Raw genomic sequence first — 17,944 nt, forward strand, 5'->3', positions numbered from 1 at the left:
GGCCACGGGAGGTCGTACGCCCCTCGCCCGGGAGACGTCCCGGAACGACGTTGCGGCAGGTCCGGCGCGTGCGCGAGGGTGTCGAGATGTCCCTCACCCTGCCGCCCCTGACGTTCACCGGCTCCCTCGACCTGGCCGTCCTCGTCCCCGCGACCCGCCTGCTCGTCGCGCTCGTCGAGCGGCCCGAGGTCGCCGCCGCCTGGGACGAGGAGTCGTCGTGCGCGGGCATGAGCGTCGGCGCCCTCACGTGGCACCTCGTCAACCAGCCCCGTCGCGTGGTCGAGGTCCTCGCCGGTCCGGTGCCGGACGTCGAGCCGATCCCGGTGTCCGAGCACTACGCGCGGGCCGCCTGGATCCAGCAGGACCTCGACGGCCCCGCGAACGTCGGCGTGCGGACGCGCTCCGAGGAGGAGGCCGCGGCCGGTCCGGACGCCGCCGCCGCGGCGGCCCGCGAGGTGCTCGCCCGGCTGGACGCGACCCTCACGGACGCCCCCTCGACCGTGCTGCTGCCGTGGACCGGCGCGGCCCTGGGCACCGAGGACTTCGTCGTCACGCGGCTGCTGGAGATCGTCGTGCACAGCGACGACCTGGCCGCGAGCGTCGGGGTACCCGTGCCGCAGTTCGACGCCGACGTCGTCGAGCCGGTCGTGCGCCTGCTGGCCGACCTGGCGCTGCGCCGTCACGGCCAGGACGCCCTGGTCCGGACCCTGTCCCGCCCGCAGCGCGCACCGGGGACGATCTCCGCGTTCTGAGGCCGCCCGGCGACGGTCCGGGTGCGCTGCCGCGGACGGTGCCGGTCGCCACCGGCCCGGCGGCTCGCGCCGTCAGCCGTTCTGCTGCACGACGCGCGGGCCCTCGCTGGCCTGCACGACGACGAACCCCTGCCCGGCGAACGCGATCTGCAGGGCCTCGCCCGAGCCGCGACCGATGAGCGCGCCTGCCGACATCGACGACTTCGCGGTCGTCTGCAGCGTCGAGGACCACGCGATCGCGGACTGCGCGTCGGCGAACGTCGGCTGGTCCACGTTGAGGATCACCGGCGGACCGAACGACGTGATCGCGAGCTGGCCGTGCCCGGTGAACACGGTGTTGAACAGGCCGCCCGCGATCATCGACGCGCCCTCGACCCGGCGGATGTCCCACTCGAGCGTCGTGTCGAACGCGAGCACGTTGCGGCCGTTGACGGTGATCGAGTCGCCCTCGAGCGTGACGACGTGCACCTCGGACGCGTCGTCGGCGAGGAACAGGTCGCCGCGGCCGGTGACCTTCATGAGCGGGACGCCCTCGCCCGTGAAGGCCTTCTTGAGGAACTTCGCCATGCCGCCCGAGCCCTGGTACCCGAAGCCCATCTCCCCCTGGTAGGCGACCATCGAGCCCTGCCGGGCCATGACCTCGCCCTCGAGGTGGACGCGCAGCATCTTGTCGTTCTGCAGGACGAACCGGTCGGTGCTGGTCGCTTCCAGGTTGCTGCCGAACATCTCGCTGCGCACGGTCGTCCTCCTGCGGTCGGGGTGTCCGGCCAGCCTGCCAGAGGCCGCAGGGTCGCGCCGGGTCGCGCGCCGCGACGGCGCTGGTCAGAAGACCGTCAGACCCCGCGAGCGGAACTGGCCGCGGACCCGCTCGACGAGCTCGACCGACGGCGGCTCGGTCTCGTCGAGCTCGTAGCGCATGCCCAGCTCGGCCCACTTGTCGCGGCCCATCTGGTGGAACGGCAGGACCTCGACGCGCTCGACGGCCGCCCCGAGCGACGCCACGTAGGTGGCGACCGCCTCGACGTTGCCCCACGCGTCGGTGAGGCCCGGGACCAGCACGAACCGGACCCACATCCGGGTGCCGCGCTCCGCGAGCCGCCGGCCGAACGCGAACGTCGGGGCGACGTCCTGGCCGGTGACCTTCTTGTACGTCTCGGGCAGGCCCGACTTCACGTCGAGCAGCACCAGGTCGACGTCGTCGAGGACCTCGTCGCTCAGCTGCGCCCCGAGGAAGCCGGACGTGTCGATCGCGACGTGCACGTCCATGGCCTTCGCGCCGCGCACCAGCCGCCGCACGTAAGCGGGCTGCATGAGCGGCTCGCCGCCGGAGATCGTCAGGCCGCCGCCGGTGGCCTTCATGACGCCCCGGTAGCGCTGGACGCGGCGCAGCAGGTCGTCGGCGGCGACGTCGGTGCCGCGCCGCATCTCCATCGTGTCGGGGTTGTGGCAGTACAGGCACCGCAGCGGGCAGCCCGCGAGGAACACGGTGAGGCGGGTGCCCGGGCCGTCGACGGCCGTGACGAGCTCCCACGAGTGCACGGACCCGACGTCACCGGCCCGCACCGCGGCGAGCCGGGCGGACCGCTCGGCCTCGACCTCGGTGAGACCGGCGGTCCCGGCACCGTGGGCACGCTCGTGCGACCCGCCGACGAGCGGCGTCCCGAGCGCCACCACGGGCGCTCCGGTGCTCCGCTCGTCGGCCTTGGTCGTCATCGTCGTGCTCCCTCGGTGCCGGGACTGCGTCGGTGTGTGCGTGTGCGGCGGTCAGACCGCGCCGTGGAACGTCCGGGACAGGACGTCGAGCTGCTGCTCACGGGTCAGCCGCACGAAGTTCACGGCGTAGCCGGACACGCGGATGGTGAGCTGCGGGTAGTTCTCCGGGTGCTCCATCGCGTCGAGCAGCGTCTCACGGTTCAGGACGTTGACGTTCATGTGGTAGCCGTTCGACAGCGTGTACGCGTCGAGCAGACCCACGAGGTTCGTCACCTGCTCCTCACGCGTGCGACCGAGGCCCGCGGGCACGACCGACGACGTGAGCGAGATGCCGTCCTGCGACTGCGAGTAGGGCAGCTTCGCGACGGACAGCGCCGACGCGAGCATGCCGTGCGAGTCGCGACCGTTCATCGGGTTGGCACCCGGGGCGAACGGCTCGCCGGCGCGACGGCCGTCGGGGGTGGAGCCCGTGGCCTTGCCGTAGACGACGTTCGAGGTGATCGTCAGGACCGACTGCGTGTGCAGGGCACCCCGGTAGGTCGGGTACTGGCGGATCTTGTCCATGAACGTGTTGACGATCCACACGGCGATGTCGTCGGCGCGGTCGTCGTCGTTGCCGTAGGTCGGGAAGTCGCCCTCGATGGCGTACTCGGTGACGAGCCCGTCCGTGGTGCGCAGCGCCTTGACCTTGGCGTACTTGATGGCCGACAGCGAGTCGGCGACGACCGACAGGCCCGCGATGCCGCACGCCAGGGTCCGCAGGATCTCGCGGTCGTGCAGCGCCATCTCGATGCGCTCGTACGCGTACTTGTCGTGCATGAAGTGCACGCAGTTCAGCGCGTCGACGTAGGTCTGGGCCAGCCAGTCCATCGTCTTGTCGAACTTCGCCATGACGTCGTCGTAGTCGAGCACCTCGCCCTCGACGGGCGCGGAGACCGGTGCGACCTGCTTGCCGGTGACCTCGTCACGGCCGCCGTTGATCGCGTAGAGCAGCGCCTTGCCGAGGTTCACGCGGGCGCCGAAGAACTGCATCTGCTTGCCGACCCGCATCGGGGACACACAGCACGCGATGGCCGCGTCGTCGCCCCAGTCGGCCCGGATGAGGTCGTCGGACTCGTACTGCACGGCCGAGGTGTCGATCGACACCTGCGCGCAGTAGGCCTTGAACCCGGCCGGGAGCTGGTCGCTCCAGAAGACCGTCATGTTGGGCTCGGGGGCCGGGCCCAGGTTGTAGAGCGTCTGCAGGTAGCGGAACGACGTCTTGGTGACGAGCGTCCGGCCGTCCTCGCCCATGCCGCCGATGGACTCGGTGACCCACGTCGGGTCGCCGGAGAACAGGGCGTCGTACTCGGGGGTCCGCAGGAAGCGCACGATGCGCAGCTTGACGACGAAGTCGTCGATGACCTCCTGCGCCTGCTCCTCGGTGATGGCACCGGCGACCAGGTCGCGCTCCAGGTAGATGTCGAGGAACGTCGACGTGCGGCCGAGCGACATCGCGGCGCCGTTCTGCTCCTTCACCGCGGCGAGGTAGCCGAAGTACAGCCACTGCACGGCCTCGCGGCCGGTCGTCGCCGGGCCGGAGATGTCGTACCCGTAGGACGCGGCCATCGTCTTGAGCTCGCCGAGCGCGCGGATCTGCTCCGCGTTCTCCTCGCGGTCGCGGATGACGTCCTCGACCGAGCGCTCCATGTCGAGCTCGGCACGCTCGAGCTTCTTCGCGGCGATCAGCGCGTCGACCCCGTACAGGGCGACGCGGCGGTAGTCGCCGATGATGCGGCCGCGGCCGTAGGCGTCGGGCAGGCCCGTGATGATGTGGCTGCTGCGCGCGGCGCGCACCGCCGGCGGGTACACGTCGAAGACGCCGTCGTTGTGCGTCTTGCGGTACTTGCTGAAGATCTCGGAGATGACCGGGTCGGGCGCGTAGCCGTAGGTCTCGAGCGACTTCTCGACCATCCGGTAGCCACCGTTGGGCATGATCGCGCGCTTGAGCGGGGCGTCCGTCTGGAGGCCGACGATGATCTCGTCGTCCTGCGTGATGTAGCCGGGCGCGTGCGACGTGATCGTCGACGGCGTCTTCGCGTCGACGTCGTAGACGCCCTTCTCACGCTCCTCGGGGAACATCGCCGAGAGCTTGTCCCAGATGCGCGTGGTCCGCGCGGTCGGGCCGGCGAGGAAGCTGCTGTCGCCCTCGTAGGGCGTGTAGTTGCGCTGGATGAAGTCCCGCACGTCGATGTGGTCGGCCCACGGGCCGGTGACGAAGCCGGTCCACGCGGCCGGGGTGGTGGCCTCGTCGTGGCTGGTGGCGGGGACTGCGGTGGTGGACATCTTCGCTCCTCCGTGCGGGTCGATAACTCGAACCTACGGAGCAAGTGATGGGATGTCTTGGGACCTTCGCCCCGGCCCCCTCGGGACCCGCTGTGACGTGCGCTACTGCGCCTCGGCGGGACCGTCCGCGCCGCGTCCGAGCGCCGACAGGACGTCGCGAGCGACGTCGTTCGGCCGCAGCCGCAGGTCCCCCACGAGCTGGTCACGCGTGGCGTGCTCGAGGAACTGCCGCGGGATGCCGATCGTCTGCACCGGGGTCCGCACGCCGACCTCGTGGCTGCGCTGCGCGACGAGCGCGCCGATGCCGCCGTCCACCAGCCCGTCCTCGATCGTCACCGCGTGGTCGTGCTCGCCGACGAGCTTGGTCAGCGCCGCCGGGACGGGCAGCACCCAGCGCGGGTCGACGACCGTGACCCGCAGGCCGTGCGCGGCCAGCAGCTCGGCGGTCTCCAGCGCGGTGCGGGCCATCGCGCCGACGGCCACGACCAGCACCGACGGCGCTCCCGGGCGCGTCGCGTCGTGCCGCGCGAGCACGTCGACGCCGTCGACGTCCTCGACCGCCGGCACCGGGTCGCCCAGCGCACCCTTCGGGTAGCGGACGACCGTGGGCGCGTCGTCGACGTCCACCGCGGTGCGCAGCGCGTCCCGCATCGTCGGCTCGTCGCGCGGGGCCGCGAGGCGCAGCCCGGGCACGATGCCGAGCATCGCCATGTCCCACATGCCGTTGTGGCTCGCGCCGTCGTCGCCCGTCAGGCCGGCGCGGTCGAGCACGAACGTCACGCCCGCCTTGTGCAGCGCGACGTCCATGAGGACCTGGTCGAACGCGCGGTTGAGGAACGTCGCGTACACCGCGACCACGGGGTGCAGGCCGCCGAAGGCCATGCCTGCCGCCGACGTCGCGGCGTGCTGCTCGGCGATCCCCACGTCGAAGACCCGGTCCGGGAACTCGGCCGCGAACGGCGCCAGCCCCACGGGCTGCAGCATCGCGGCGGTGATCGCGACGACGTCCCGCCGCCGCCGGCCGATCCGCACGATCTCGTCGGCGAACACGCTCGTCCAGCCGAACCGCGACGGCGCGAGCGGCAGCCCCGTCTCGGGGTGGATCTGCCCGACCGCGTGGAACCGGTCCGCGACGTCCTGCTCCGCAGGCGTGTACCCGCGGCCCTTCTCGGTGATGACGTGCACGATCACCGGGCCGCCGAACGCCTTCGCGCGGCGCAGCGCGTGCTCCACGGCCTGCTCGTCGTGGCCGTCGACCGGCCCGACGTACTTCAGGCCCAGGTCCTCGAACATCCCCTGCGGAGCGACGACGTCCTTGATGCCCTTCTTCAGGCCGTGCAGCGCGTCGTACGTGAACCGCCCGGGCGGGCCGCTGCGCCGCAGCGTCCGCTTGCCCCACGACAGGACGTTCTCGTAGCCCTGCGTCGTGCGCAGCGTGTCGAGGTGCCGAGCCAGACCGCCGATCGTCGGGTCGTAGGACCGTCCGTTGTCGTTGACGACGACCACCAGCCGCCGGTCCTGCCCGGCCGCGATGTTGTTGAGCGCCTCCCAGGCCATCCCACCCGTGAGCGCGCCGTCCCCGATCACGGCCACGACGTGCCGGTGCCCGCGACCCTGCAGCTGGTTCGCCTTCGCGATGCCGTCCGCCCAGGACAGCGCGGTCGACGCGTGCGAGTTCTCCACGACGTCGTGCTCCGACTCCGACCGGCTCGGGTAGCCCGACAGGCCGCCGCGGCGGCGCAGCTGCGAGAAGTCCGTGCGGCCCGTCAGCAGCTTGTGCACGTACGACTGGTGGCCCGTGTCGAACACCATCGTGTCCCGCGGGGAGTCGAACGTCCGGTGCAGCGCGACCGTCAGCTCGACCACGCCCAGGTTCGGGCCGAGGTGACCGCCCGTGCGGGAGACGGACTCCACGAGGAACGCGCGGATCTCGTCCGTCAGCTGCGCGACCTGCGTGCGCGACAGGCGGCGCACGTCGGCCGGCGACGTGATCGAGTCGAGCAGAGCCATGGACGGCCTCTCCTTCCGGTGCGGCCACGATGCCGCACCCTGCGGACGCGAGGGCCTCGCCTGCACACTCTAGAACCCGGGCGCGGGTGCGCGCTGCGCGGGCCGGTCCGCCCGGTGGAGGGTCCGTGAAGATCCCGGGCGGCGTCGTCGCAGGCCCGCGCCCCTCACCCCGTTCCCGCTCCGGGCACCCGGTACCATCGATCGGAAAGGGGTACACCCATGCGATTCCTGCCCGGACAGACACCGGCCTCCGACCTCACGTACGGCGACGTCTTCCTCGTCCCGTCCCGCTCCGAGGTCACCTCCCGCTTCGACGTCGACCTCGCACCGGTCGACGGCACCGGCACCACGATCCCCGTGGTCGTCGCCAACATGACCGCCGTCGCCGGCCGCCGGATGGCCGAGACGGTCGCCCGCCGCGGCGGCATCGCGGTCATCCCCCAGGACATCCCGACCGACGTGGTCGCGGACGTCGTCGACTCGGTGAAGGCCCGCCACACGGTCGTCGAGAGCGCCGTCGTCGTCTCGCCGCACGACACCGTGCACACCGCGCTGACGCTCATCGGCAAGCGGTCGCACGGCGCCGCCGTCGTCGTGCGCGACGGCCGGCCGGTCGGAGTGGTCACCGAGGCCGACTGCCAGGGCGTCGACCGGTTCACGCAGGTCGAGGACGTCATGACGCCCGACCCGACGACCGTCGACCTCGCGCTCGTCGAGCAGAGCGGCACGCGCGGCCTCGAGGCCGCGTTCGAGCAGCTGCACGCCTCGCGCCGCCGCTTCTCCCCCGTCGTCCGCGACGGCTCGCTCGTCGGCGTCCTCACGCGCGTCGGCGCGCTGCGCTCGTCGATCTACGAGCCCGCCCTCGACGCCGACGGGCGCCTGCGCGTCGCGGCCGCCGTCGGCATCAACGGCGACGTCAAGGCCAAGACGGCCGAGCTCCTCGAGGCGGGCGTCGACGTGCTCGTCGTCGACACCGCGCACGGCCACCAGCGCAAGATGATCGAGGCGCTCGGCGCCGTCCGGTCGCTCGACCCGCAGGTCCCCGTCGTCGCGGGCAACGTCGTGACGGCCCAGGGCACGCGCGACCTCATCGAGGCCGGCGCGGACATCGTCAAGGTCGGTGTCGGCCCCGGCGCCATGTGCACGACGCGCATGATGACGGCCGTCGGGCGTCCGCAGTTCTCCGCGGTGCTCGAGTGCGCCGCCGAGGCCCGCCGGCTGGGCCGCCACGTGTGGGCGGACGGCGGCGTGCGGCACCCTCGCGACGTCGCGCTCGCGCTCGCCGCCGGTGCGTCGCAGGTCATGATCGGCTCCTGGTTCGCCGGCACGCACGAGTCGCCCGGCGACCTGCACGCCGACGGCGAGGGGCGCCTCTACAAGGAGAGCTTCGGCATGGCCTCGGCACGCGCCGTCGCCGCCCGCACGCGCGGCGGCTCGGCCTTCGACCGGGCCCGCAAGGCGCTCTACGAGGAGGGCATCTCCTCCTCCCGGATGTACCTCGACGCGCGTCGCCCGGGTGTCGAGGACCTCCTCGACCACGTCACCGCCGGCGTCCGCTCGGCAGCGACGTACGTGGGGGCCACGAGCCTCGAGGAGCTGTTCGACCGCGCGGTCGTCGGCATCCAGTCCGCGGCCGGCTACGAGGAGGGGCGCCCGCTGCCCGACGGGTGGTGACGCAGGTGCGTCCCGTCCTGGTGCTCACGCACGTGCCCCACGAGGGGCCCGGGCTGATCGCCGCGGGCGTCGACGGGCCCGTGCGGGTCAGGACCGTCCTCGACGACCCCGACCCGCGGCTGCCCGCGCTCGGCGAGGTGTCCGGGGTCGTCGTCATGGGTGGTCCGATGGACGCCGACGACGTCCGGCACCCCGGGCTGGTCGCCGAGCGGCGGCTGCTGGCGGCCGCGGTCGACGCCGACGTGCCCGTGCTCGGCGTGTGCCTGGGCATGCAGATCCTCGCGCTCGCCCTCGGGGCGCGCCTGCACCTGCGGCACGGCTCCGAGGTCGGCTTCGCACCCGTCGACGTCGTCGCCGACGACCCCGTGCTCGGCGCGCTGGGCATCCGCCCGACGGTCCTGCACTGGCACTCCGACGCGGTCGACCTGCCGTCCGGGGCGACGCTGCTCGCGTCGACGCCCACGACGCCCGTCCAGGCGTTCCGGGCCGGCAGCGCCCTGGGGCTGCAGTTCCACCCCGAGGTGACCCGGTCGATGCTCGACCTGTGGCTCGCGACGCCGGACATGACGTCCGCGCTCGACCCCGACGAGGTCGAGGCCATCCGGGCGGACGGCGCGACCCACCTGCCGACGCTCGTGCCTGCCGCCGAGAAGGCGTTCGCCGCGTTCGGGGAGCTCGTGCGGGCGCGCGGATGACGTCGCCCGCGGCGTCCGGCCCGGCCGCGGTGACACCGGCGGGCGCCCGCGCCGAGCTCCGGGACCTGTGCGCGCGCGGGCTCGACTGGCGCGTCGACCCCTCGCGGGTCCTCGCGTCGGTCGAGGCCGCCCGGCCAGCCGCGGTCCTCGTCCTGTTCGGGGAGCTCGACGCCGTCACCGCGCGCACGGGCCGACCTGCGGTCGCCGCGGACCTCGACGTGCTGCTCCAGCGGCGCGCCGCGACCCTCGGCCACCACGCGGGCCAGGTGTCGTTCCCGGGCGGCCGGACCGAGCCGACGGACGCCGACCCGGCCGCCGCCGCCCTGCGCGAGGCCGTCGAGGAGACCGGCCTCGACCCGACCGGGGTCGAGGTGCTCGGCACGCTCCCGCCGCTCGCCGTCCCGGTGAGCAACCACCTCGTCACGCCCGTCCCCGCCTGGTGGACGCGCCCGTCCGACGTCGCCGCCGTCGACCACCGCGAGACCGTCGACGTGTTCCGCGTCCCCGTCGCCGACCTGCTCGACCCGGCGAACCGGGCGAGCGTCGTGCACCAGCGCGGCGGGACACGCGTGCGCACCCCCGCGTTCGTCGTCGGCGACCTCGTGGTCTGGGGGTTCACCGGTATCGTGCTGGGCCGCGCGTTCGACGCCCTCGGCTGGACCGTGCCGTGGGACGTCCGGCGCACGGTCGAGCCGCCGCACTGACGTCGAGAGGACACCCGTGGTCCACCCGCTGCACGAGATCGAGGTCGACGAGGCGCTCGCCCGCACGCTGCTGCGGGCGCAGCACCCCGACCTCGCTGACCTGCCCCTGTCCCCCGCCGGTACGGGCTGGGACAACGCGATGTGGCGGCTCGGCGACGACCTGGCGCTGCGGCTGCCCGTGCGGGCGGTCTCGGCGCCCCTCGTCGAGCACGAGCAGCGCTGGTTGCCCGTCCTCGCCCCGCTGCTGCCGGTCGCCACGCCGGTCCCCGTGCGCGTCGGCGTCCCGTCCGACGACTACCCGTGGGCGTGGAGCGTCGTGCCCTGGTTCCACGCCGAGCCGGCCTGGAGCGTGCCCGTCGAGCGCCGCCGCGCCTGGGTCGACGACCTCGCCGACGTCCTGGTCGCGCTGCACCGCCCCGCACCGCCCGACGCGCCCGACAACCCGTTCCGCGGCGTCCCGCTGCCCGACGACACCGCGCTGCGCGAGCGCCTCGACCGGCTCGCCCTGCCCGACGCCGACCGCGTCCTGGCGCTGCGCACCGACCTGGTGACCGCGCCGGCCTGGGACGGACCGTCGCTGTGGCTGCACGGCGACCCCCACCCCGCGAACCTGCTGGTCCGCGACGACCGCCTGCACGCGGTGATCGACTTCGGCGACCTCACGTCCGGCGACCCGGCGTCCGACCTGTCGACCGCCTGGCTCACGTTCGACGCCGACGGGCGGGCCGCACTGCGCGACCGGCTGGACCACGCGTGCGGGTGGGACGACGCGCTGTGGCGACGCGCGCGGGCGTGGGCGCTGCACCTCGCGGTCGTCCTCCAGATGCACCCCGTCGACCACCCGCACCTGGCCGCGGCCGGCCGTCGGGCGCTCGCCGAGGCACTCGACGGCGCCTGACGACCCCGGGCCGGCGTGGTGCCCGGTCCGGTCGCGCGCCGTGACCCCAGCCCCGCCCGGGGCGATACTGGGCCGATGGCCGACCAGCCCCAGACCGTCCCCACCGACGCGGACGTCGTCGCGTTCGTCGACGCCGTCGACCACCCCGTCCGCCGCCGCGACGCCCACCGCCTGCTCGACCTGTACGGCCGCGTCACGGGCGAGGACCCCCAATTGTGGGGACCCGCGATCGTCGGCTACGGGCGGTACACGTACCGCTACGCCTCGGGCCGCGAGGGCGAGGCGGGCGCCGCCGGGTTCTCGCCCCGCAAGGCGGCGACCACCGTCTACCTGCCCGACGGCTTCGCCGCGTACGCCGACCTGCTCGCCGACCTCGGACCGCACACGACCAGCGTGAGCTGCCTCTACCTCAAGAACCTCGACGACGTGGACCTCGCGGTGCTCGAGACGATCCTGCGCCGCTCCTGGGAGACGGTGTCGGCCCCGGGCTTCGGCCAGGTGTAGCACTGGCCGTGAGCACCGTGAGCACCGTGAGCACCGTGAGCACCGTCAGCACCGCGAGCCCGGACCCGCGTGGGGTCCGGGCTCGCGTCGTGGACGGCGGGCGTCAGGCGCCCGCGACCTGCCGCAGGACGTACTGCAGGATGCCGCCGTTGCGGTAGTAGTCCGCCTCGCCGGGGGTGTCGATGCGGACGACCGCGTCGAACTCGACGACCGAGCCGTCGCCCTTCGTGGCGGTCACCTTGACGGTGCGCGGCGTGCGGCCCTCGTTGAGCTCGGTGACGCCCGCGATGTCGAACGTCTCGGTGCCGTCGAGGCCGAGCGAGTCGGCGTTCTCGCCCTCGGGGAACTGCAGGGGCAGGACGCCCATCCCGATGAGGTTGGAGCGGTGGATCCGCTCGAACGACTCGGTGATGACGGCCTTCACGCCGAGCAGGCGCGTGCCCTTGGCGGCCCAGTCGCGCGACGAGCCGGAGCCGTACTCCTTGCCGCCGAGCACGACGAGCGGGACGCCCGCGGCCTGGTACGCGACCGACGCGTCGTAGATCGTCGTGTCCTCGCCGGTGAGCAGGTTCTTGGTGAACCCGCCCTCGGTGCCGGGGACGAGCTGGTTGCGCAGGCGGATGTTCGCGAACGTGCCGCGGATCATGACCTCGTGGTTGCCGCGGCGCGAGCCGTAGGAGTTGAAGTCCCGACGCTCGACGCCGTGCTCCGAGAGGTAGACGCCCGCGGGGCTGTCGGCCTTGATGGAGCCGGCCGGGCTGATGTGGTCGGTCGTGACGGAGTCGCCGAGCTTCGCGAGCACGCGCGCGCCGGTGATGTCGGTGACGGGCTCCGGCGTCGCGCCCATGCCCTCGAAGTACGGGGGCTTGCGGACGTAGGTCGACTCGGCGTCCCACTCGAAGGTGTTGCCCTCGGGCGTGGGCAGCGCGCGCCAGCGCTCGTCGCCCGAGAACACGTCGGCGTAGTCGTCGGTGAACATCTGCCGGTCGATCGACGCGTCGATCGTCGCCTGCACCGTCTCGGGGGCGGGCCAGATGTCCTTGAGGAAGATCGGGTGACCCGCCTCGTCGCGACCCAGCGGGTCCGCGTCGAAGTCGAAGTCCATCGTCCCGGCGAGCGCGTACGCGATGACGAGCGGCGGCGACGCGAGGTAGTTCATCTTCACGTCGGGGTTGATGCGCCCCTCGAAGTTGCGGTTGCCCGACAGCACGGCGGCGACGGCCAGGTCGTGCTCCTGCACGACCTCCGAGACCTTCTCGTCGAGCGGGCCGGAGTTGCCGATGCACGTGGCGCAGCCGTAGCCGACCAGGTGGAAGCCGAGCTTCTCCAGGTACGGCCAGAGGCCGGCCTTCTCGTAGTAGTTCGTGACGACCTGCGAGCCGGGCGCCATCGACGTCTTGACCCACGGCTTGGCGGTGAGGCCCTTCTCGACGGCGTTCTTGGCGAGCAGCGCCGCCGCGATCATGACCGACGGGTTCGACGTGTTGGTGCAGGACGTGATCGACGCGATCGCGACGGCCCCGTGGAACAGCTCGAACTGGCGGCCCTCGGAGTCGTTCACCGTGTACGTCCGGACCGCGGAGGACGTGATCGCGGGCGAGTCCGAGGCGGGGAAGGACTCCTCCTCCGCCTCGTCGACCTGGTTGATCGTCGGCGCGTAGGCGGGCAGGTCGCGCTGGAACTGCTCCTTGGCCTTCGACAGCTCGATGCGGTCCTGCGGGCGCTTCGGGCCGGCGATCGAGGGGACGACCGTCGACAGGTCGAGCTCGAGGTACTCGGAGAACACCGGCTCGACGTAGCCCTCGGCCGTCGGCGCGTGCCACAGGCCCTGCTCCTTGGCGTACGCCTCGACGAGCGCGAGCTGCGCGTCCGAGCGACCGGTCAGGCGCAGGTAGTCGATCGTCACGCCGTCGATCGGGAAGATCGCGACCGTCGAGCCGAACTCGGGGCTCATGTTGCCGATCGTGGCCCGGTTGGCCAGCGGCACGGCCGCGACGCCCTCGCCGTAGAACTCGACGAACTTGCCGACGACGCCGTGCTGGCGCAGTTTCTGCGTGATCGTCAGGACGACGTCGGTCGCGGTGACGCCCGCGGGGATCTGGCCGGTGAGCTTGAAGCCGACGACACGCGGGATGAGCATCGACACGGGCTGGCCGAGCATGGCCGCCTCGGCCTCGATGCCGCCGACGCCCCAGCCGAGCACGCCCAGGCCGTTGACCATCGTGGTGTGCGAGTCGGTGCCGACGCACGTGTCGGGGTACGCGCGCCCGTCGCGGACCATGACGCCGCGGGCCAGGTACTCGATGTTGACCTGGTGCACGATGCCGGTGCCCGGCGGGACGACCTTGAAGTCGTCGAACGCGGTCTGACCCCAGCGCAGGAACTGGTAGCGCTCGCGGTTGCGCTGGTACTCGAGCTCGACGTTGCGCTCGAACGCGTCGGCGCGGCCGGCGACGTCGATCTGCACGGAGTGGTCGATGACCATCTCGGCGGGCGCGAGCGGGTTGATCCGGGTCGCGTCGCCGCCGAGCTCGACGACGGCCTCGCGCATCGTGGCGAGGTCGACGACGCACGGCACGCCGGTGAAGTCCTGCATGATCACGCGGGCGGGCGTGAACTGGATCTCGGTGTCGGGCTGCGCGTCGGGGTCCCACCCGGCGAGCGCGCGCACGTGGTCGGCGGTGATGTTCGCGCCGTCCTCGGTGCGCAGCAGGTTCTCGGCGAGGATCTTGAGGCTGAACGGCAGGCGCTCCAGCCCCGGCACCGCCGAGAGCCGGTACACCTCGTACGAGGCGTCACCGACCTCGAGGGTTCCCTTCGAACCGAAGCTGTCGACGCTGCTCACGTGGGGCTCCTTCGCTGGCGAGTCTGCCCGGGGATGGGGGTCACCCGGACGGCAGGACTGGTGCGACCTCCCAGCCTACGGCGGCTGCGGTCGCAAACTATCTCGACGTCAAGATACATGCTCGGGAGGGGTCCCCGCACCCTCGTCCCACCCGGCGTGTCCCGCTCGCGCGCCGGCCCCCGGGCTCGACGGGCGAGCCACGGGGGCCGGTGGTCTGCGCTCGCGCGCCCAATCGGGCTGCCGGTCAGGACGACCCGGACGCCTTCTTCTCCGCCTCGAGCGCGTCGAGGGCCTTGCGCTCCGCCTCGACCGCCCGCTCGTGCGCGCGCGGGTCGTAGTCGGGCGTGCCCTGCTTGTGCAGCTCCTGCGTCGCCAGCCGGCTCGCCTCCGCCAGCCGGTGCGCCGCGTCCTTCTCGCTCACCGCTGCTCCCCTCCGCCGGGCCGCCTCGGTCCGGCTCCGGCTCCACGCTAACGCTGGTCAGCCGCCCCGTCGCGCGGTGCGGCCGACGTCGCCCGCGTGGCCGTCAGCGGGCGAGGACCGCGACCGCCTCGACGTGGTGCGTGTGCGGGAACAGGTCGTGGCCCTGCACGTCGAGCAGCCCGTAGCCCGCCTCGGCGAACAGCTGCACGTCCCGCGCGAGCGCCGCCGGGTCGCACGCGACGTACACGACACGCTGCGGCCGCAGGTCCGTGATCGCCGCGACGACCTTCTTGCCCGCCCCCGTCCGCGGCGGGTCGAGGACCACGGCGTCCGCGTGCACGACGTCGGAGTCGGCGTCCTGCCGGCCCTGCAGGATCCGGGCGACGTCACCCTGGTGCAGCTCGACGTTGGGCCGGTCGTGCACGTTGCGGCGGGCGTCCCGCACGGCGCGCTCGTCGCCCTCGACGGACACGACCTCGCCGTCGCCGACCGCGTCCGCGAGCGGCACGGTGAACAGCCCCGCGCCGGAGTACAGGTCGAGCACGACCGCGCCTGTGACGTCCCCGAGACCCTCCAGGACGGCCCCGACCAGCACCTCGGGCGCGGAGCGGTGCACCTGCCAGAACCCGGCGGCGGCGACGCGGTAGGTGTACGTCGCGTCGCCGTGCCGCACCTCCTCACGCACCGACGAGCGCGCGTTCGGACGCGGGTCGGGACGGCCGCGGCCCAGCTCGTAGGGCGCGCCGTCGAGCAGCACGACCGGGGTGTCGCCGCCCGCGGGCGCGACGGCCTCGATGTGTGCACCGGCGGGCCAGCGCCGGTCGAACAGCCCGAGCCCCTCGATCGTCTCGGTCGCGAGCGGCATCGAGGCCAGCGCGCGCACGTCGTGCGACCGGTGACCGCGCATGCCCGCACGCCCGCTGCCGTCGGCGACCAGGTCGATGCGCGTCCGCCAGTGCAGTCCGCCGCGCTCGTCGTCGCCGGGGGCCGCGTGCACGGGCACGTCGCGCTCGTCGCGCGCGAGACGTCGGAGCTGCTCCTGCAGCACGGCCGACTTCCACGCGCGCTGCGCGGGAAGTGCGACGTGCGCGAGCTCGCCGCCGCCGACGCCGTCCGGTCCCGCGGCGGGCCACGCCGACGGCACACGGTCGGGCGAGGCCTCGAGCACCTCGACGGCGTCCGCGCGCCAGAACTTCGCCGACTCCCCCGCGTCCGTCAGGCGCGCACGGACCCGCTCGCCGGGCAGCGTGTGGCGCACGAAGACGACCCGCCCGTCGTGCCGGGCGACGCAGTGGCCGCCGTGGGCCACCGGGCCGATCTCGAGCTCGACGACGTCGGACGAGGCAGCGGACGGTGACGGGGAGGGCTCAGTAACCACGCGGAACGGTACCCCGGACGGGGTCCTCGAGGCCCGTCTGCCCCTCGGAGGAGGCGAGCTGCCACGGCACGGACGCCACGACGACCCCGGGCGTGAACAGCAGCCGCCCCTTGAGCCGCAGCGCGCTCTGGTTGTGCAGCAGGTGCTCCCACCAGTGCCCGACGACGTACTCGGGGATGTAGACGACGACGAGGTCGCGCGGGCTCTCGCGCCGGATCGAGCGCACGTAGGTGAGCACCGGGCGGGTGATCTCGCGGAACGGCGAGTCGAGGACGCGCAGCGGCACCGGCAGGTTCATCGCCTCCCACTGCGCACGCAGCGTGTCGCCGTCCTCGGGGTCGACGCCGACCGTGACGGCCTCGAGCACCTGCGGCCGCGACGCGCGGGCGTACGCGAGCGCCCGCATCGTCGGGCGGTGCAGGTGCGAGACGAGCACGAGGGCGTGCACGCGGCTCGGCAGTGCCCGCGACGCCTCCGCGTCGTCGCCGAGCGCCAGCTCGGCCCGCACGGCGGCGTAGTGCCGGTGGATCGACTTCATGAGCGCGAAGACCAGCATCATCGCGAGGATCGCGATCCAGGCGCCGTGCGTGAACTTCGTGGCCAGGACGATCACGAGGACCGTCCCCGTCATGGCCAGGCCGACGGTGTTGATGACCCGTGAGCGCTTCATCTGCGCGCGCCGCGACGGGTTCGGCTCGGTGCGCAGGGCCCGCGTCCAGTGCCGCACCATGCCCGTCTGGCTGACCGTGAACGACACGAAGACGCCGACGATGTAGAGCTGGATGAGTCGAGTGACCTCGGCATCGAACGCCCAGATGAGCGCGATGGCGGCGGCGGCGAGGGTGACGATGCCGTTGGAGAACGCGAGCCGGTCGCCGCGCGTGTGCAGCTGCCGCGGAAGGTAGCCGTCCTTGGCGAGGATCGAGCCGAGCACCGGGAAGCCGTTGAACGCGGTGTTCGCGGCGAGCACGAGGATGAGGCCGGTGACGATCGAGACGAGGACGAACATCACCGGGATGCCCTGGAACACCGAGTCGGCGAGCTGCGAGATGACCGGGTGCTGCACGTAGGAGTCGCCGACGGGCACGCCGTCCTCGAGGAGCTGGACGGCGGGGTCCTCGGCGAAGTGCACCTGCGTCGCCTGCGCGAGCAGCAGGATCGACATGATCATCACGATCGACAGGCCGCCGAGGAGCGCGAGCGTCGTCGCCGCGTTGCGCGACTTGGGCTTGCGGAACGCGGGCACGCCGTTGCTGATCGCCTCGACGCCGGTGAGCGCGGCGCACCCGGACGCGAACGCGCGCAGGATGAGGAAGAACCCCGCGAGGCCCGCGAGGCCCTGGTCGAAGCCCGCCTCGGGCGCGATGTCGAGGCCCGCGCTCTCGGACATCGGCAGCGACCCCGTGAAGTACCGGATCGCCCCCACCAGCGCGAGCGAGCCGATCGCGAACATGAACAGGTACACGGGCACCGCGAACGCGCTGCCGGACTCCTTGACCCCGCGCAGGTTCGCGATCGTCAGCAGCACGACGAGACCGACCGCGAACGCCGCCTCGTGCCCGCGCAGCGGCGGGAACGCCGTGGCCGCGTACTGCGCGCCCGAGGAGATCGACACCGCGACGGTGAGCACGTAGTCGACGAGCAGCGCGCTCGCCACCGTGACGCCCGCGTTCGGGCCCAGGTTGACGTTGGCGACCTCGTAGTCGCCGCCGCCCGACGGGTAGGCGTGCACGTTCTGCCGGTAGGACGCGACGACCGTGACCATGACGACGACGACCGCGAGGCCGACCCACGGCGAGATGACGAGCGCCGAGAGGCCGGCGAGCGACAGCGTCAGCAGGATCTCGTCGGGCGCGTACGCCACCGACGACAGCGCGTCCGACGCGAACACCGGCAGGGCGATCCGCTTCGGCAGGAGCGTGTGGCCGAGACGGTCGCTCCGGACGGGACGTCCGAGGACCAGTCGTTTGGCGGCATCCGCGAGATCCGACACGAGGACTGATGGTAGGCCTGGCCGACCCGCGC

Annotated in this window: 14 protein-coding genes; 6 read left to right on the forward strand and 8 right to left on the reverse strand. The window is 72.9% G+C overall.

The features are described 5' to 3' along the window. Positions 1 to 86: 86 nt before the first annotated feature. Positions 87 to 752 (forward strand): maleylpyruvate isomerase N-terminal domain-containing protein, encoded by a 666-nt coding sequence (locus CBZ_RS09035; RefSeq protein ID WP_130781237.1) that lies wholly within the window; start codon positions 87 to 89, stop codon positions 750 to 752. A 72-nt stretch (positions 753 to 824) separates the two neighbouring features. Here CBZ_RS09035 and CBZ_RS09040 read toward each other — a convergent pair whose 3' ends face one another. The 4 genes from CBZ_RS09040 to dxs all read right to left on the reverse strand — a co-directional run bounded on the left by CBZ_RS09040 (position 825) and on the right by dxs (position 6,800). After that, entirely contained in the window at positions 825 to 1,490 is a 666-nt protein-coding gene (locus tag CBZ_RS09040; protein ID WP_218022739.1) for an AIM24 family protein, read from the reverse strand. An 84-nt stretch (positions 1,491 to 1,574) separates the two neighbouring features. Beyond that, positions 1,575 to 2,465: a pyruvate formate-lyase-activating protein gene (pflA, locus tag CBZ_RS09045; protein WP_130781238.1), complete on the reverse strand. Its 891-nt coding sequence runs from the start codon at positions 2,463 to 2,465 to the stop codon at positions 1,575 to 1,577. 51 nt (positions 2,466 to 2,516) lie between these two features. Next, entirely contained in the window at positions 2,517 to 4,790 is a 2,274-nt protein-coding gene (gene pflB, locus CBZ_RS09050; RefSeq protein WP_130781239.1) for a formate C-acetyltransferase, read from the reverse strand. A gap of 102 nt (positions 4,791 to 4,892) precedes the next feature. After that, positions 4,893 to 6,800, reverse strand: a complete 1,908-nt coding sequence (gene dxs / locus CBZ_RS09055; RefSeq protein ID WP_130781240.1) for a 1-deoxy-D-xylulose-5-phosphate synthase — start codon at positions 6,798 to 6,800, stop codon at positions 4,893 to 4,895. Positions 6,801 to 7,019: 219 nt separating this feature from the next. Here dxs and CBZ_RS09060 point away from each other — a divergent pair, with 219 nt between their 5' ends. The 5 genes from CBZ_RS09060 (at position 7,020) to CBZ_RS09080 (ending at position 11,275) form a co-directional block, all read left to right on the forward strand. Next, positions 7,020 to 8,474, forward strand: coding sequence for a GuaB1 family IMP dehydrogenase-related protein (locus tag CBZ_RS09060; protein ID WP_130781241.1), 1,455 nt, complete (start codon positions 7,020 to 7,022; stop codon positions 8,472 to 8,474). 5 nt (positions 8,475 to 8,479) lie between these two features. Next, complete coding sequence (locus CBZ_RS09065; RefSeq protein ID WP_130781242.1) at positions 8,480 to 9,169, forward strand: type 1 glutamine amidotransferase; 690 nt, start codon at positions 8,480 to 8,482, stop codon at positions 9,167 to 9,169. Beyond that, positions 9,166 to 9,873, forward strand: a complete 708-nt coding sequence (locus tag CBZ_RS09070; RefSeq protein WP_130781243.1) for an NUDIX hydrolase — start codon at positions 9,166 to 9,168, stop codon at positions 9,871 to 9,873. The genes CBZ_RS09065 and CBZ_RS09070 overlap by 4 nt, the downstream gene beginning before the upstream one ends. 16 nt (positions 9,874 to 9,889) lie before the next feature. Next, on the forward strand, positions 9,890 to 10,771 hold the full coding sequence (locus CBZ_RS09075; RefSeq protein ID WP_130781244.1) for an aminoglycoside phosphotransferase family protein: 882 nt from the start codon (positions 9,890 to 9,892) through the stop codon (positions 10,769 to 10,771). 75 nt (positions 10,772 to 10,846) lie between these two features. Beyond that, complete coding sequence (locus CBZ_RS09080; RefSeq protein WP_130781245.1) at positions 10,847 to 11,275, forward strand: DUF1801 domain-containing protein; 429 nt, start codon at positions 10,847 to 10,849, stop codon at positions 11,273 to 11,275. A gap of 103 nt (positions 11,276 to 11,378) precedes the next feature. On the opposite strand, the gene acnA is transcribed toward CBZ_RS09080, so the two are convergent. The 4 genes from acnA to CBZ_RS09100 all read right to left on the reverse strand — a co-directional run bounded on the left by acnA (position 11,379) and on the right by CBZ_RS09100 (position 17,912). Further along, positions 11,379 to 14,120 carry an aconitate hydratase AcnA gene (acnA, locus tag CBZ_RS09085; protein ID WP_130781246.1) on the reverse strand — a complete coding sequence of 914 codons (2,742 nt, stop codon included), beginning with the start codon at positions 14,118 to 14,120 and terminating at the stop codon, positions 11,379 to 11,381. Positions 14,121 to 14,364: 244 nt separating this feature from the next. Continuing rightward, positions 14,365 to 14,541 (reverse strand): translation initiation factor 2, encoded by a 177-nt coding sequence (locus CBZ_RS09090; protein WP_130781247.1) that lies wholly within the window; start codon positions 14,539 to 14,541, stop codon positions 14,365 to 14,367. Positions 14,542 to 14,644: 103 nt separating this feature from the next. Further along, entirely contained in the window at positions 14,645 to 15,919 is a 1,275-nt protein-coding gene (locus tag CBZ_RS09095) for a class I SAM-dependent RNA methyltransferase (RefSeq protein ID WP_130781248.1), read from the reverse strand. Further along, positions 15,909 to 17,912, reverse strand: a complete 2,004-nt coding sequence (locus CBZ_RS09100) for an APC family permease (protein ID WP_130781249.1) — start codon at positions 17,910 to 17,912, stop codon at positions 15,909 to 15,911. The genes CBZ_RS09095 and CBZ_RS09100 overlap by 11 nt, the downstream gene beginning before the upstream one ends. Positions 17,913 to 17,944: the final 32 nt, after the last annotated feature.

This window comes from Cellulomonas biazotea (assembly GCF_004306155.1).
GTDB lineage: Bacteria > Actinomycetota > Actinomycetes > Actinomycetales > Cellulomonadaceae > Cellulomonas > Cellulomonas biazotea.

Bases quoted from the DNA above. Each gene is read 5' to 3' on its own strand.
- CBZ_RS09070 (WP_130781243.1), top strand. From the start codon at position 9,166: ATGACGTCGCCCGCGGCGTCCGGCCCGGCCGCGGTGACACCGGCGGGC.
- dxs (WP_130781240.1), bottom strand. From the start codon at position 6,800: ATGGCTCTGCTCGACTCGATCACGTCGCCGGCCGACGTGCGCCGCCTG.
- pflB (WP_130781239.1), bottom strand. From the start codon at position 4,790: ATGTCCACCACCGCAGTCCCCGCCACCAGCCACGACGAGGCCACCACC.
- CBZ_RS09060 (WP_130781241.1), top strand. From the start codon at position 7,020: ATGCGATTCCTGCCCGGACAGACACCGGCCTCCGACCTCACGTACGGC.
- CBZ_RS09080 (WP_130781245.1), top strand. From the start codon at position 10,847: ATGGCCGACCAGCCCCAGACCGTCCCCACCGACGCGGACGTCGTCGCG.
- CBZ_RS09035 (WP_130781237.1), top strand. From the start codon at position 87: ATGTCCCTCACCCTGCCGCCCCTGACGTTCACCGGCTCCCTCGACCTG.
- pflA (WP_130781238.1), bottom strand. From the start codon at position 2,465: ATGACGACCAAGGCCGACGAGCGGAGCACCGGAGCGCCCGTGGTGGCG.